At 57.8% G+C, this 15610-nt stretch carries 9 protein-coding genes and 2 pseudogenes; 8 read left to right on the plus strand and 3 right to left on the minus strand.

What is annotated here, in order from left to right; genetic code table 11:
- Window positions 1–64 precede the first annotated feature (64 nt).
- Window positions 65–336, plus strand: a pseudogene (locus QMG80_RS21250) (integrase core domain-containing protein); the annotation flags it as partial.
- Window positions 337–434: 98 nt separating this feature from the next.
- Window positions 435–1377, plus strand: a protein-coding gene (locus QMG80_RS21255; protein WP_102938125.1) for an IS630 family transposase whose coding sequence is annotated in 2 segments (ribosomal slippage) — window positions 435–772 and window positions 771–1377 — 945 coding nt in all. Because the reading frame shifts where the segments join, the coding sequence is not laid out codon by codon here.
- 81 nt (window positions 1378–1458) lie between these two features.
- Here QMG80_RS21255 and QMG80_RS21260 read toward each other — a convergent pair.
- Window positions 1459–2358 carry a cupin-like domain-containing protein gene (locus QMG80_RS21260; protein WP_085774013.1) on the minus strand — a complete coding sequence of 300 codons (900 nt, stop codon included), beginning with the start codon at window positions 2356–2358 and terminating at the stop codon, window positions 1459–1461.
- A 543-nt stretch (window positions 2359–2901) separates the two neighbouring features.
- Between QMG80_RS21260 and QMG80_RS21265 the strand changes: the two genes are divergently transcribed.
- Entirely contained in the window at window positions 2902–3609 is a 708-nt protein-coding gene (locus QMG80_RS21265; protein ID WP_245300313.1) for a thioesterase II family protein, read from the plus strand.
- A gap of 353 nt (window positions 3610–3962) precedes the next feature.
- Here QMG80_RS21265 and QMG80_RS21270 read toward each other — a convergent pair.
- A pseudogene (locus QMG80_RS21270) lies at window positions 3963–5017 on the minus strand (IS110 family RNA-guided transposase).
- A 224-nt stretch (window positions 5018–5241) separates the two neighbouring features.
- Here QMG80_RS21270 and QMG80_RS21275 point away from each other — a divergent pair.
- The 5 genes from QMG80_RS21275 to QMG80_RS21295 all read left to right on the plus strand — a co-directional run bounded on the left by QMG80_RS21275 (window position 5242) and on the right by QMG80_RS21295 (window position 13957).
- Window positions 5242–6423 carry a cytochrome c peroxidase gene (locus QMG80_RS21275; protein ID WP_085774000.1) on the plus strand — a complete coding sequence of 394 codons (1182 nt, stop codon included), beginning with the start codon at window positions 5242–5244 and terminating at the stop codon, window positions 6421–6423.
- A 1022-nt stretch (window positions 6424–7445) separates the two neighbouring features.
- Window positions 7446–8960, plus strand: coding sequence for a choice-of-anchor tandem repeat GloVer-containing protein (locus QMG80_RS21280; protein WP_085773999.1), 1515 nt, complete (start codon window positions 7446–7448; stop codon window positions 8958–8960).
- A 338-nt stretch (window positions 8961–9298) separates the two neighbouring features.
- Window positions 9299–10978, plus strand: coding sequence for a cyclic peptide export ABC transporter (locus QMG80_RS21285; protein WP_158658941.1), 1680 nt, complete (start codon window positions 9299–9301; stop codon window positions 10976–10978).
- Entirely contained in the window at window positions 10971–13352 is a 2382-nt protein-coding gene (locus tag QMG80_RS21290) for a penicillin acylase family protein (protein WP_085773997.1), read from the plus strand. The genes QMG80_RS21285 and QMG80_RS21290 overlap by 8 nt, the downstream gene beginning before the upstream one ends.
- 89 nt (window positions 13353–13441) lie before the next feature.
- On the plus strand, window positions 13442–13957 hold the full coding sequence (locus QMG80_RS21295) for a hypothetical protein (RefSeq protein ID WP_158658939.1): 516 nt from the start codon (window positions 13442–13444) through the stop codon (window positions 13955–13957).
- 58 nt (window positions 13958–14015) lie between these two features.
- On the opposite strand, the gene QMG80_RS21300 is transcribed toward QMG80_RS21295, so the two are convergent.
- Complete coding sequence (locus QMG80_RS21300; protein WP_085773995.1) at window positions 14016–15386, minus strand: glycosyltransferase; 1371 nt, start codon at window positions 15384–15386, stop codon at window positions 14016–14018.
- Window positions 15387–15610: the final 224 nt, after the last annotated feature.

Here is a 15610-nt window from a genome sequence, read left to right on the forward strand (position 1 = left end):
ATTTTGCGGGAGGGGTCCTGGTTGATTGCAGGCTTGGCGATTTTTAGCATTCACGTAGAATGGGATCGAGCATCGCTTCGCCAAGATCAACCATCCTAGGACGAATGGACGGGTCGAGCGCACGAGCGGCACGATCAAAGGCGCAACCGTCGAACGTTATCATTACGAAAATCGTGACCAGTTGCGACGCCATCTCGCTGACTTCATCGACACTTACAACTTTGGCCGCCGGCTGAAAGGCCTCACGCATACGAGTTCATCTGCAAATGCTGGACATCCGAGCCAGAACGATTCACAATCGATCCGCTCCAGAAAACGCCGGGACTAAAAATCTAAGGCTAGAGTCTTTCCGACACTGACTGAATCGGCGAGGGATTCCCTTTTGTGGCGCGATCTGATTCAAATGGGCGGCCGGGATTCGGAGGCCGGAAGGAATGGCGCGACCCTACTCGAATGATCTTCGTGAGCGTGTTGCTGCGTTGGTGTTGAGTGGGTTGACGGTTCGGGCGGCGGCGGCGCTCATGCAGGTGAGCGTCGCGAGTTCGGTGCGTTTCGCGCGAGCAGCGCGGTCGACGGGCAGCGCGGCGGCGAAGCCTATGGGCGGCAAGCGTCCCTATCTGCTCGCGGGCCAGCGCGATTTTCTGCTGGCGCGCCTTGCCGAGAAGCCGGATTTGACCCTTCACGCGCTGCTTGGCGAATTGCGCGAACGCGGCGTGGTCGTGTCCTGCGACACCTTGTGGCGTTTCTTGCGCAAGGAGAAAATCAGCTTCAAAAAAAACGCTTCTGCCCGCCGAACAGGATCGGCCCGACGTCGCGCGCCATCGCGCGCGCTGGAAAAAGATCCAGTCGAAGCTTGACCCGAAGCGCCTCGTCTTCATCGACGAAACTTGGGCGAAAACCAATATGACGCGCACCCATGGCTGGACGGAGCGCGGTCTCGCGCTCTTCGCCAAGGCTCCATACGGCCATTGGAAGACCACGACCTTTCTCGCAGCCTTGCGCTGCGACCAAATCACCGCGCCTTGCGTGTTCGACGGGCCGATCAACGGCGAAAGCTTCCTCGCTTATGTCGAACAGATTTTGGCGCCGACGCTCTCGCCGGGAGATGTCGTCGTCATGGACAATCTCGGCTCGCATAAGAGCGCCGCCGTCAGAGAAGCCATTCGCGCGAAAGGCGCGCGCCTCATCTTCCTGCCCAAATACTCGCCCGACCTCAATCCGATCGAACAGGTGTTCTCGAAGCTAAAACGCATGTTGCGCAAGGCCGAGGAGAGAACCATCGACGCGCTCTGGCGAAGGGTCGGGATTCTCCTCGATGACTTTCCGCCACAAGAATGCGCCGCATACCTCAAGGGCGCTGGATACGCTTCAGCCTAAGTCGGAAAGACTCTAGCACGAACGCTGGATCAAGACCCCCTATCTCCTGCGGTTTTGCTGTCGCTGTCCCCGCGACCGGCGTCACGACACGTAGTCGAGATAGGAGCGGTAGTAGGGGTACACCTGCTTCGCGGGCGCGCCGAGCCACAGTCCTGATGCGATGAGAGCATTGTAATAGAAATTTCTTAACGGCATGCCTCGGGCGACAGCGACGAGTCCCGCGGCGGCGCTCTCCTGCGTGTGCCAATCGACATTGAAGGACAAACCAAGATCTAGACTTCGGACATGATGCAACGTGCCGGAGGGAAAATACAAGCCGTCTCCAGGCTCCAAAACGACTTCGACCGCGTGCGCGCGTCGGTAATCGGGATAGCGGTCAAAGTCGGGTTGCTCGACGTCGACCCTGCACCATCGCCATTTGTACGGGTAGCAAAACTTCAGCTGCTGAGCGGGGATAAGGACGAAACGCTTTCGACCGACGATCTGAAAAAATAAATTATGCGTCAAAAGACTATCGAAGTGCAACGGTGTGATGCTGCCCGCCGGCCCCAAAAAAAACTGGGCAAAATCGGACCACATCGAACGATACCAGATGGGGAAGTATTGGTTTGGAAACTGTTCGAGCGCCGCCTCCACCTCCGGCAAAATACTCTTGAGGGGAATGTCATGAAGATAAGCAGGTCGTTCGGCGGCGTTCGACCCGCGATCACCCATAGCGGATTCATACCGCTCGAGTTGGTCGGCGTAGTCATGGAAGCGCATGTGGGTCATCGCGATGCCCGCACCGTTCCAACTCTTGAGCGGGACGATCATGTCTCCCGAGCACCGGCGAAGATAATCGAGAGTCCAACGAGAGAGCGCAGAGCACCCGGACAAAGCTCGCTTCAGTAGCACCGGGCGTCTTCGTTTCACGTAGAGTTCGGCGAACTCCTCGCCGCTCATTCGTTCGCGCTCATCCACGGTTTGGAACACGTCCGCCATCGCGCCCACTCCCTTTGCATCGCAAATTCTTAACCCGGACAGGCGGATCGGTTACCGCGAAGCGTGCCTAGCCGCGTGCCCACTCATGCATGCATACATCTCCATTAGGTGGATGCCAACGCCGAGCCGACGGGTTTCGAATTGCGTAGCCGGCCGGATTGGATCAATTGGATCTGGCGGTCGCCTGTCGAGAACCACAGCTTGGAGGCGCGGCGTTGTTTGAAGCGGCCGCCAGGGGGCTTTGCGGGAGGCTTGGTTTTCTCGCGCGCTTTTCGACGCTGACCTGCCCGCGTCGATCAGTCGCGGCGCTCCACGCGACGCAAGCGGCGCCGCTTCCCGCGCCATGAGCCGCACTCGGCAAAGCGCGCCAGGTAATTGCTTCGCTGCCCAGCGAAACATCGGATTCGGCGCGCTTCGTGCGCAGAAGCTATCGGATCAAAACTAGGTATGTTAGCGAGTGAGGAGAGGCTGCTCCATAAGACCCGCGCCCGAGAATGCGATCTGGGACAGGAGGGGAGCAACAGTGTCGACATCTTCGAGGCCATGCCGAACCAAACCATCACCCTCTATTGCCTCCCCTGCGCAGGCGCGAGCGCAGCAATATATTTTCCCTGGCGGCGAAAAGCGCCACATTGGCTGAGGATCGAACCTGTCGAGCTGCCGGGGCGCGGCATGCGTTCTGGGGAGCCTCCGATACCTGACTTCGAGCGACTAACCGCGCAGCTGACGAACGAGCTTGCGGAACAACTTTCAGGCCCCTTTGCTCTTTGTGGACATAGCTTCGGTGCCCTGCTTGCTTATGGAATTGCTCACGGCTTGTGTGCGAATCGAAAGCAGCTTCCGGTCGCGCTCTTTGTCGCAGGCTGCTCCGCGCCCACTTTCCGCGACGACACGCGGCTCGCGCGATTGGACAACGACGACGCGATCATCGACGAGCTCCGGGAACTGCGGGGAACGCCCTCGGAATTGTTCGACCATCCAGAGTTGTTGCGCCTCACAGTCGCGCTCGCCAATGCGGATTTTTCGGCCTGTAGAAGCTTCAGGCGGCTCTCAGAAATGCCCCTCGATCTCGACATCTTTGTGTCTGGAGGCTTGAGCGATGAGGTCAAGCTCGAAGGCTTATACGCCTGGAGCCTTGAGTCTTCTCGACGGACGGATGTGACGCTGTTTGAGGGCGGTCATTTCTTTCTGCGAGAGAAAGAGGAGCTCTTTCTCGCCGATCTCTTCGCCAAGCTGGCGCAGTTTCGATAAGCATCATAGCTGCTTCAGCCAAAGACGGACAGAGGGAAACCGCGCGGGGTTAGAAATGCCCAGGCGGAGGTGGAGATCTAGCAGGCTGTTGAAACGTATGGCCCGCCCCGTCTGCAAGGGGCTTGATCGAGGGCGGCGATGATCAGTCTGCTTCAACTTATCCGGCCTTTGGGCTCGAGGCCCTGGCCAAGATGGAGATACGCACGTCCCGGTCCTCTTAAAAGTCCCGGCGTCAAGCGCCGTTTTCAACATCAGGCTTCCGGAACGCCGGTCGACTGTCAGGCCATCTTCGATTCACCCACCCGCCGACACCCTGGACCCGTCAGCGCATTTTTCGCCGATCGGGCCAATCTTCACTCCGCCGCGATCGCCTTCGACGGTTGATCCTTCGCCATGAAGGCCTCCTTGCGGCGCTGCACCGCCCAGGCGATCCGGGCCATCTTATTGGCCAGCGTCACGACGGCGACGTTCCTGTGGACCCTGACGAGCAAGTCCTTCAGCCAGCTCCCAAGCGGGGTTTTGTATTCCGCGACATGCGGCGTCGCCGCGCGCGCTTCGTGGATCAGCATCCTGCGTAAATATCTGTTCCCGCGTTTGCTGATCCCGAGAAGCTTGGGCTTGCCGCCGGTCGTCGCTGGCGCGGAACAGGCCCAGCCAAGCGGAAAGACCGCGTCCATGTTCGAAAGCTTCTCCTGCGCCGATCGCCGCGATCAGAGCCGAAGCGATTAGCGGACCGATGCCTGGGATGCTCGCAAGAAGGCGCGCATCCGACGTATCCCGTAAGAAGGCGAAGAACTCGGCGTCGAAGGCTCTGATGCGCCGATCGAGCTCCATCCATTGCGCGCGCATGTCGGCGGACAAAGTCCGCATTCTTTCGCTTAGGCCGCGATGATCCGAGGCTTCCAATAAGCCCGCGACGAACTTCTCGAGATTGCGCCTTTGCTTCGCGACGACGATGCCGCGTTCAAGCAGAATCGCCCGCAGCTGATTGATCAAAGCCGTGCGTTCGCCGATCAGCCGGTCGTGCGAGTGATGCAGCGTCTACATGTCGAGTTGAGCCTGCTCCTTCAGTTCGACGAAGCGCATGGTCGGGCGCGTCGCGGCTTCGGCGATCCCTTCGGCGTCGCGGTCGTCGTTTTTCTGAGCCTTGACGTAAGGACGCACATATTCCGGCGACATCAGGCGCACCTCGTGCCCGTGCGCGGCGAAGATCCGGCCGAGATGATGCGCGCCGCAACAAGCCTCCATCGCGACGATGAATGCAGGGTGGCAGCTGCTCCTCCAGCGCGATCAAAGTCTCCCGCTTGACGCGTCGCCGCAGCACGACTCCTCCGAAAGCGTCGAGCCCGACGAGGCTGCAGACGTTCTTGCCGATGTCGATTCCGAGCACAGAGATTGCCGTTCGCATGATCCATCCCTCCAATTCGAGCTCCCGGCGAGAGCTCCCGCTAGGGAAGGCCCCATAAGTCAGTCGGAGAAACCATTGGCGAAAGACGCGTTTCTCTTCGGTGGGATGACGCTTGTTGCCATGCCGCTGATATCGGAGCAGAATTGTTCCCATCTGGGCTTGCGGCATTAACGAGATCTGGGCTTCGCTGGCGCCGCTCGATGTCTTGCGGTTGGGAGAGGCAAATGAGGAGGCTGCGATCAACAACTATGGCGCTGGCCGTGGCCGCATGGGCCTGCGGCGCCGCGGAGCCTTGCGCCGCCGAACCCTTGGGCCTGCCTCCCGTCCCTATTCCCGCAGACAATCCGCAATCTCCCGAGAAGATCGCGCTCGGAAGCAAGCTTTTCCACGACAAACATTTTTCTGCGGACGGAACGATTTCCTGCAGCACCTGTCACGACGACGCGAAGGCTTTCACAGACAGTCCGCTAAAGACCTCGCGCGGCATCCGCGGCCAATTCGGCCAGCGCAACGCGCCAACGGTGGTCAACGCGGCGTATTACCAGACCCTGTTTTGGGACGGGCGCACATACTCGCTCGAGGATCAGTCGCGCATTCCGCCATTCAATCCGATCGAGATGGGCCTCACGTCTTACGATCCGTTCCTCGACTATCTGCGCGCGGATAACGCATACGCCGCGGCCTTCAAGAAGGTGTTCGACGTCCACGGCGAGGAGATCACGATCGAGCACGTGAAAAAAGCGATCGCGAGCTTCGAGCGCACGCTCATCTCCGGCGACTCGCCATTTGACCGCTGGCGTTTTGCGCACGAGACCGATGCGATCAGCAAGGCCGCCCAGCGCGGCTTCGAGGTGTTCGTCGGCCAGGGCCGCTGCGTGTCCTGCCATGTGATCGAGCAAGATAACGCGATTTTTACGGATAATCGTTTCCACAACACTGGCGTTGGCATCAACAAGATTCAGGCGGAAGTCCCTCGCTTCGTGGATGAGTTCCAACGACCGAGGGCGACAGTCCATAAGGCCGTTCTGCACGACCCTATGGTCTTGGAACTCGGACGCATCGCAATCAGGGGCGCGCACTTCGACGATATCGGCGCCTTCAAGACCCCGACGCTGCGAAACATCGCCGTGACGGCCCCTTACATGCATGATGGCTCGCTCAAGACACTCAAAGACGTAGTGAAACACTACAACGACGGCGGCAGAAGCCCGAGTGATCCTTCGGTCAATCCCTATCTTTCCAGCGGCATTCGTCCGCTTTACCTCAGCGACCAGCAACAGGACGATCTCGTCGCATTCCTCGAGACGCTGACCAGCCCTGCCTATGCTGGAGTCAAGACAGAGATCGCCGAACAAGCGAGCCGACCGACTGATGAAAGACCGCCTGCGCGCGGCGCGGCATATTGATCCACGAGGATGGTCAGGGGCGCGGCAAACGCGGATCAGATAAAACGAAAGCGTCATGGCGGCGATTGCGCGGAGTCGCGAGGTGATGCGTGAGTGGCGGCGAACACCGTGGGATCAGAGCGTTTCGCGTATCCTTTGGGCGATTCGAGCAGATTAAATGTGTCAGCCACGAGTTCCGAAGCGAAGAACGCCGTGGAAGGAGATGCGACTCGCGCCCGCTCGCCGCCGTTTTCAAACTCGGCGAAAACCCAGCATTTTCCTTACCTTCGGCGCGCAGAGCAATCGACCAGCGATCTTTCGTTCGACCGCGGTGTACAACTTTGACCGCGGTGTACAACTTTGCAGCCCTCGTTGACGCCGCCCGAAAACCGTGCTCAATTGAGCGGACCATGGGAGAAAAATCTCATGTCTTGGGCGGCGGGCGATCGTATCATTGGAGTGCATGTTTCGATCGCCTTTGTGGCGAGGGTCGTCTGCGCCTTTTATCTGGCCGTGTCTATTATCACTGCAAATGCGGCGCCGCGAACAAGCCCCTATCAGTCCTTGACATGCGTGCAATCGGCGAAGGGCGAGAGCGTCTCCCCGACGCAGTATTCGCGGTCTTCCTCAAACCATCTTTGTAACGACTCCTTCTGCCCTTTATGTCAGGGGAGGAGCATCGATTTTGTCTTTGATCGATGCCCCGGCTTGACGTTTCACTCGTCAGATAGCGGCTCGCTTCTAACTTCTAAGTTTCATAGGGATGTGTTGCTTAAGACGCCAGAATTGTCGCCCTGCGCGCCGCGCGGCCCCCCTGTCTCCCACACCTGAGCGCATCTTCAACGCGTAACGCCGTTCCATGTCGACTATCCCCGCGCAACGCTGTCGGGGGGAGAGTTCATTACGGCTGCAAAATGCCCTTCTGCCTGACGGGACGAGTCGGCGCAGACTGAAGTGTGCTGTTCGAGCACAAGGAGGGAACTCACACACCGACAATGTTTTGATTCTGTGATGAGACATCGATCCTGATCGTCGAGTCGCTCATGAACACGACGATCGATCTAAAATGGAGGGAAAACGTGATGAATACCAACAAAGAAAGCCACAGGAAGAAGCCATCTTCATGGGGACGAGGACTTGCGGCGGGCGGCGCTGTCCTGGTTTCGTCTATCGGCAGCGCCGCGCTGGCCAATCCAACCTTGACCACGCTGCACGCCTTCTGCTCTTCTACTAACTCGCCGCCGGGCACGGTGCCCGGCTGCGCCGACGGCTCCTATCCCGATGGCAAGCTGCACCACGACCGGTTCGGCAATATCTACGGCACAGCAACTCTTGGCGGATTGGCCAGCGGCGTGAACGCCAGTTCCGGAAACGGCCTGGTCTTCAAGATCTCGCCGCAAGGGACCTATTCGGTGGTCTACTCGTTCCAGGGCGGAACTGACGGGTCCGTGCCCCTCGGAGGCGTGGTCGGCGATCCCGCGGGCAATCTCTACGGTGTTGCAGGAGAGGGCGGAACCAACGGCGGAGAGCTGGGAACGCAAGGCAACGGCGTAGTGTACAAGATTTCGTCGAACGGGACCCAGTCGGTTCTCTATTCTTTCTGCCAAAATCAGAATCTCCCGTTCCCCGGCTACCCGAACTGCTCCGATGGGTCCTACCCCTACGCCAAGTTGCATATCGACCAAAACGGCAACCTTTATGGCACGACGATCTTTGGCGGACTTGAGACGGGCGTCGGGGGGCCTCCTCCGGACAGCACCTCGGCCCAAACTGGATTTGGAAACGGCGTGGTGTTCGAGCTTTCGCCGACTGGGAGGGGGAATTACAGTTACCGGCTCTTGTATCAATTTACGGGCATCACGAACGTCGACGGGGCCAATCCCTGGGCAGGTTTGATTGCCGATGCGGCTGGGAATCTCTACGGCACGACCTATGGCGGCGGTGCGCCGGGCATAAGCAACGTCGGCAACGGCGTGGTGTATCAGCTCTCCCCTGGGCCATGGGGCCACTATAACTACAAGGTGCTGTATCAATTCACAGGCTATGCGGATGGGTCCTCTCCTGTCGCCCCGCTGCGCTTCGACGCCTACGGCAATTTGTACGGCGCGACAACCGGAGGCGGCGACGCCTACGGCTTGACCGGCAACGGCGTGGTGTACAAGCTTTCGCCGCAAGGTCGGGAAAGCGTTCTGCATACTTTTACCAACGGCAGCGACGGGGGCTCGCCCTCGGCGGGATTGCTTGAGGACTGCAATGGCGATCTCTATGGCGCCACAAACTCGGGCGGCAACGTCAGCGGCATCTGCGCCACCGCAAATGCTGCCGGCGGCTGCGGCGTGGTGTACAAAATTTCCCGAAGCGGAGCCTATTCCGTGCTGTACACCTTCACGGGCGGGAATGACGGCGGCTCTCCCAACGCCCAGCTGATTGCCGATAGTTCGGGCAATCTCTACGGTGTCGCGGGTCTCGGCGGCAATCCCGGCGGGCCGGAAGGCAGCGCAGGAAACGGCACAGTGTATAAGCTCAGCGGAACTGGGTTCAACGCTTCGTGCTACTGAGCTGGGATCGTGCGACGCCGAGCGGACGGGGATCAACGAGTTCAATCCCCGGGGCGCGCTCATTCATTTGACGCCCCCCGAGTTTGAGTTCTGAGCGATCCGCCTCCGGTTTTGAGCATTTGACCAGGACATGCTGAAGGCGGCCCAAGCCGCCTTCAGCTCTGCGTTGTGGCGAATGTCCGTGTTGCGAAAGCGCGGCTGTCCCGACCGCGGCGTAGCCGCGGCGAGTGGCCCGCATCCGGGATGTCCAAAAATTCTTCCTTCGGGCCCCAATAACTGCCTTCCTTCGAGGTTCATCCAAGAAAGGGCAATTCAAACGGCCTAGAAATGAGGACCACGTGACCACGTCAGCGCGACAACTATGGGGCATGCTCCACGCTTCGAAGGCGACCGTTGCATTATCCGTGCTGGCCGGGCTAATCGCTGGCGGGAGCACCGCTGGCGTGATGACATACATCAATCGGGCGCTTGAGAATGGGCCAGGAAACATCGCAGCGCTGGCCTCAATATTCTTCGGCCTGTGTTTTATTTCTATTCTGTCTGGCGCGTTGTCTGTAACTTTGCTGTCGCGCATCACGCAAGACAACCTTTACGAGCTTCGCTTGTGGCTGTGCCGACGCATCCTGGCCACACCGTTCCAGCAGATACAGCGATGCGGCCTCCATCGCATCACGGCGGCCTTGACCGAGGATATTGGCAGCGTGGCCACAGCCCAGCAGGTGCTTCCCGATCTGTTCATCCAAGGTTCTAAGCTTATCGGCGCACTTGTCTATTTGGGCGTTCTTTCGCCAAAATTATTGATGCTCGTTCTTGTTTTCATACTGGGCGGATTATTTTGCTGGCGGCTGCCGACGAAGTGGGCGTGGCGTTCGTTAGAGCTGGTGAGAGAAGCGCAAGACGTCTTATTCGGCCACTTCCGGGCAGTCACTGAAGGCTACAAGGAATTGAAATTGGATGCGCGCCGCAGGCATGCATTTCTTAGTCACGATTTAAGTAATACTGCGGACATTCTGAGAAAGCGACATAATAATGCCAATTTGATGCTTGTTATTGCCGAACGCTGGAGTCATGCTCTCTATTTCATACTGATCGGTGCGGGCCTTTTTCTTGTGTCGCGCACTGAAGATATGCCCCGTGAGGCGCTAACCGGCTTTACGCTTGTCGTCCTTTTTATCGGCGAGCCTCTGTCAGCTGTTGTCCAGGTGGCTCCAATCATCGGAAAGGGAGTCGTGGCTTTGAAAAACCTCGAGGCCTTGGGCCTCACGGCAGTGGACACCGAAAGCGATTCCGCGGCCAAGCCCTTAAATGGCGCTGCGCAGCCGTCAAGCCTTGAGTTGTTGGGTATTAGCTATAAGTACAAAGGTGACGACGAAGATAGTAGTTACCGACTTGGCCCTCTGAGTTTACATATTGCGCCCGGCGAACTCGTTTTCATCACAGGGGGCAACGGGAGCGGCAAGACGACCCTGGCGCTCCTAATTCTCGGCCTTTATGTGCCGGATGAAGGCAGCCTTAAGTTTGGCGGCGAGTTGATCACCGATGAGAACAGAGAGGCATACCGCCAGAACTTTTCTGCGGTCTTCGCCGATTCTTATGTATTCGACTCTCTTTTAGGCTATACGAGCGACGATGTGATCGCACGCGCCAACGAATTGCTGGTTTTGCTGCAGCTCGACACAAAGCTGCAAATCGCCGATGGGCGCTTTTCGACTGTGGACCTGTCGAGAGGACAGCGCAAGCGATTGGCGCTGCTCACGGCGTATCTCGCAGACCGACCATATTACGTGTTCGACGAATGGGCCGCCGAACAGGATCCAGAGTTTCGGGATGTTTTCTATCTGGAGATGCTGCCTGAGCTTAAAGCGCGCGGAAAGACGGTAATCGTCATTACACATGACGATCGTTACTTCTATCTTTCCGATCGGCTTCTGCGCCTGACGATGGGACAACTTGATGGGTATCGTTTTGACCCGGATATGACTGGACAAATACCGGCGATCGAGTCGAGCCATGTTTAGAATGTTCCGTTGGATTGGGCTCGGCCTCACCATCCTTTTGGCCTTAGTCGCAGTTTCAATTTTTGGCGTTATCCAGCTATCTGCGGCCTCCGAGGACGGAGACCATGTCCTACCTGGTCTCGTGGCGCGGGTCGAGATTCAATTTGATTCGAACGGCGTTCCGAGTGTCCAGGCCCAGAGCCGCACTGACGCCTATGAGGCCCTCGGCTATCTGAGCGCCCGGGATCGACTCTTTCAGATGGATTTGTTCCGACGGCAGACCGCGGGACGCCTCGCAGAAATCTTTGGCGAGGGGGTCGCGGAGGCGGACATCTGGTATCGTGTCATGGGTTTCGAGCGGCTCGCCGACGTAATCCTTGAACGGTTGCCCGCCGAGCAACGCGCCGTGCTTGCCTCATATAGCGCCGGTGTCAATGAAGCGATGAACGACATGCGGGTCTTGCCCGTCGAGTTCACTTTTTTGGGTTATCGGCCCTCGCCCTGGCGGCCGCAAGACAGCATTCTCGTGCTTCTTGGCGTGTCGGCGCAGCACTCCAATGGAGAGGGCGAGGAACGGATGGCGACGGTCATGCGGCGCGCGTTGCCGCCAAAGGTCGTAGAGTTCCTCACTCCCGAAAGCAACTGCTACAATGAAATTCTTGCGCCGCGTGATCCAGCGCGTTGCGCGGGGAATGCCGCGCCCATTGAAGAATTGGAGAGGTTGTTCCTCAGCGCCGGCTCGAAGCGTTTCACTGGCCTCGTCACAACCGCGAAAGCGCCGCACGGCTCGAACGCCTGGGTCATTGGGCGTCAGAGAACCCGCGATGGCCGAGCCATAATAGCGAACGATATGCACCTCGCTTTGACCGTGCCAAATGTATGGTATCGAGCCGAGCTCCGTTATCCGGATGTGAAACTTTGCGGTCTCACGATCCCAGGCTTGCCGTTTGTCGTCAGTGGCAGCAACGGGCATGTGGCTTGGGGTTTCACTAGCATAAATGGCGACTTCACCGATCTTGTGCGCATCGAACATGACGATAGGGACGCGACGAATTACCGGACGGCCGAGGGGAGCCGCTCTTTCACCACGCGAACAGAAGCAATCTCCGTACGTGGCGCTCAGGACAAGACGATTCAGGTCCGGGAAACGATCTGGGGACCGGTGCTGCGCGAGAAGCTCCTTGGCGAGGAGGTCGCTATACATTGGACAGCTCTAGATCCTAGCGCGACCAATTTCGACCTAATAGATGTTGACCAAGTCACGACGGTGTCGTCGGCCTTGGCTCTTTTCCACCACGCGGGCGGCCCGCCGCTCAATGTGCTCATGGCGGATCGCGCAGGCGATATCGGGTGGACCCTCATGGGCAAGCTGCCGAAGCGAGTCGGCATGGACGGCCTCTTTAGCGAGAGCTGGGCGGACGGCAAACACTTCTGGCGGGGCTATCTCTTGCCGGACGATATACCTAGCCAAGTCAATCCGCGTTCTGGATTTCTCGTCAACACCAATCAAAGGATGCTTGGCCGCGCCGATTTTGAACCCGCGATAGGCCACGATTTTCCCGGCGGGTTTAGGGCGTTTAGGGTCTCCGAACGACTACGCGACCGATCTGCGCTCGCCGAAAGCGACATGCTTGCCTTACAGCTCGACACGACGACGGACTTCTATCGCTATTATCAGACTCTGGCCTTGCGGGCGCTGAACGGTCCGGGAAGCTCCGGAGATACTCTGGCCCCTGATCTCCGAGCCGACCTCGAAGCCTGGGACGGGCGCGCCGAAGTGGATTCCCTGGGGTTTCCATTGATCAACGAATTTCGCGAGGTTCTGATCGATGAGATTTTATCTCCAATTGTGGCGAGATGTCGTGAAGTAGATCCGGCTTTCGAATATTATTGGAGCGGTATCGACCATCCCGTGCGGGGCATTATTGAGTCTGGACGCCCGGAACTTTTGCCGGATCGGAAATCCTACCGAGACTGGCAAGGCTTCATCCGTGCCGCACTCGAGAAGAGTGCACGGCGCCTCGCTGTAAAATACAGGCTTGAATCTATCATCGGCTTAACTTGGGGGAGGGTGAATACAGTAGATATGACCCATCCGCTTTCGAGTGCCTTGCCCCTGATCGGCCGCTTTCTCGACATGCCGCGCCAGTCTCTAGCCGGGTGCGTCGAATGCGTAAGATATACATACGGCAATACCGGTGCAAATGCACGAATGATCGTCGCGCCGGGCCACGAAAGCGACGGGCAGCTGGAAATGGCGGGCGGGCAATCTGGACAACCGCTGTCAACGCACTATGCCGATCAACAGGAAGACTGGGTTGCCGGTCTGCCGACGAAATTCCTCCCCGGCCAGCGAAAGCACAGTATGATTTTGAACCCTACCCGCGCCGAGTGAGCGCGGACCCCTTCTTCCGACGCAAGCAGCATGATCCGCTTGAAAAAGCCTGGCGCGCAAAATGCGTGACGAGCATAGAGGTTCCCACGATGGCGGGAGACTCGCCTAAAAAGACGAAGCTCTCTTTTCTCGCCTTGCTGCTATTTGCAGTCCTTCTTCCGTTTGAGTGGGGGGCCGCAGCCGAGATTCGCATCACGGGCACCGCGGAGGCCATGAACGTCGAGGTGAAGGAGGTCCTGCTAAACGAATTTCTGGTCGCTTTGAACGATAAATTCGGATTGAGCTTTCATTCAACGGCGCCGCTCGACAAACTCATTACGGGAAGCTTCCATGGCTCGCTTGAGCGAGTTGTCTCCTCGGTTCTCTTCAGCAAGGACTACAACTACCTTTACCGAACGAACTCGAAACGTCCGATCCTTGTGATTATCGGTATCGACCACGGCGCGGCAGGCAAACCGACGGACGTAAATTCGGCCATTCCGCGGCCCCGCGACCAGTCGCCCCCGTGCGCCGACCAAACGCAACGCCCCTCGAATATCTCCGCCAAATATCTCAACGCCCACGCCCAAGAACTGGCTTGGCGCCCCTGCGCGTCCAAGCGATAACGCCAAGGCTTTTAAAGGAAGCAGCCTGACTTCCCTCGTCTTCGACAGCAAGACTATTTCACCTTCCAGAATTTTCACTTTCGGGGTCAAGAAGCTTTTCAACAAAATCAACTGGGGATCGTTCAAGATCGGCTGCCCGCAATGTTTCTCCTATCAGCCGCGTCTGAACTCGGACGAAGGAGTCTCGATCGACTCTGTCCACCAACGCATCCATCTGCTCCTTCGTAACACTACAAAAGTCTCCGCTGACCCCGAGACCGTGATACACAACCCTCGCTGCGGTTCCGGGCTGATCCAGACCTAGCGGAAAAACGATCATCGGCACGCCGAAATAAGCGCATTCCTTGACGGTGTTGGGGCCTCCGTGAACTATAGCGACAGCGCTTCTTTGCAAAATCGCGAGCTGGGGCGCTCGCTTTACAAGATGGACGTTCTGGGGCACATTCTCAAATTCCTCAGGATTCACTACATCATAAACATTTACGACCCACTGAAATTCAGGTCTATGTTCCGCAACAGCAATTATAATTCGGAAAAATCGCTGGTAGACGTCTTTGTTAAACCAGGACATTGTCCCAAGGCTACAATAGACCAATGGCCGCGTATCCAAGCTACTCCAAGGAAAATCTCCTTCGTTTCTGTGCAAGTCGATGTTGCAGCCGAAATAATAGCGACCAGGTCGCCCGTGATGGGGAAATTCGAGTTCGGGTGGGCAAAGCACAATTTCAGGGAGATGCGCCTTCAAGGGCGCTAAATCCGTGGAGTCCACGAACTCGCACGGATAACGACATCGTTCGGCGATTCTTCGGCTCGCCTCGCGAAGGGCGGGCAGATATGCAAGTCCTAGCAAGCCGTAGACATCGCCGGCGACGCGGCGCCGAATTTTTAGAATTTTCCAAGCCAGCCACAATCTCAGGGATGCTCCCCGGCCGCCATTCGGCAAAATAGCAGTCCGGACTGGAGGCACCCTGCAATCTTCGCTCCGGCCAAAGTTGTCATAAAGATAAGCGCACTTGATTCCGGCCTCATATGCCAACAAGGATGGTATTATTACTTCGAAGTCAGAGATGTGAATTATCAAAAGGTCCGGCTTCTTGAGCTTCAGAATCTCCTGAAACTCTCTTTCCTCATCGGCTACCAAAGCGTCGAGGAGGGCGCGAACCGTCCGCACCCTTGCGCGCGCGCTTCTGAGTTGGTCCCAGAAATTTTGGTCGGTTGCGGTCTCATGCGCCGAATCGGTCGGCGTCTCCGGTAGCCATCTCGCATACAGCGGTATGAATTGGTGACCGTGGGCGACGACGAATGTCTTACAGTCCGCCACCCCCACGTAGGAAACCTCATGTCCTCTAGAAAGCAAATCCCGGGCGAGTTTTAAACCGCTTGCTACAGAGGCAAAATGGGGCCACACGAAGAAGAGGATGCGCGCCATCTCAGAAATCCTCACCTCTCGACTAAAGTCACATTAGCCAAGCTAATCGCTTCTATCAACTACTCGTTGGGCGCGCTTTTTGAAACGACAGCGCTTCGTTGGAGGCCGTTTCGTCTCAGTCTCGCTGTCAGTGTATTACATCGCGCTTAATTGCAATAATGCGTCGGTTCGCGCACGCTATCGCTGTGTTTTTGAGAATATTTCGGATCAGAATTATCAATTAG

The sequence above is a fragment of the Methylocystis bryophila genome, from assembly GCF_027925445.1.
Classification (GTDB): domain Bacteria; phylum Pseudomonadota; class Alphaproteobacteria; order Rhizobiales; family Beijerinckiaceae; genus Methylocystis; species Methylocystis bryophila.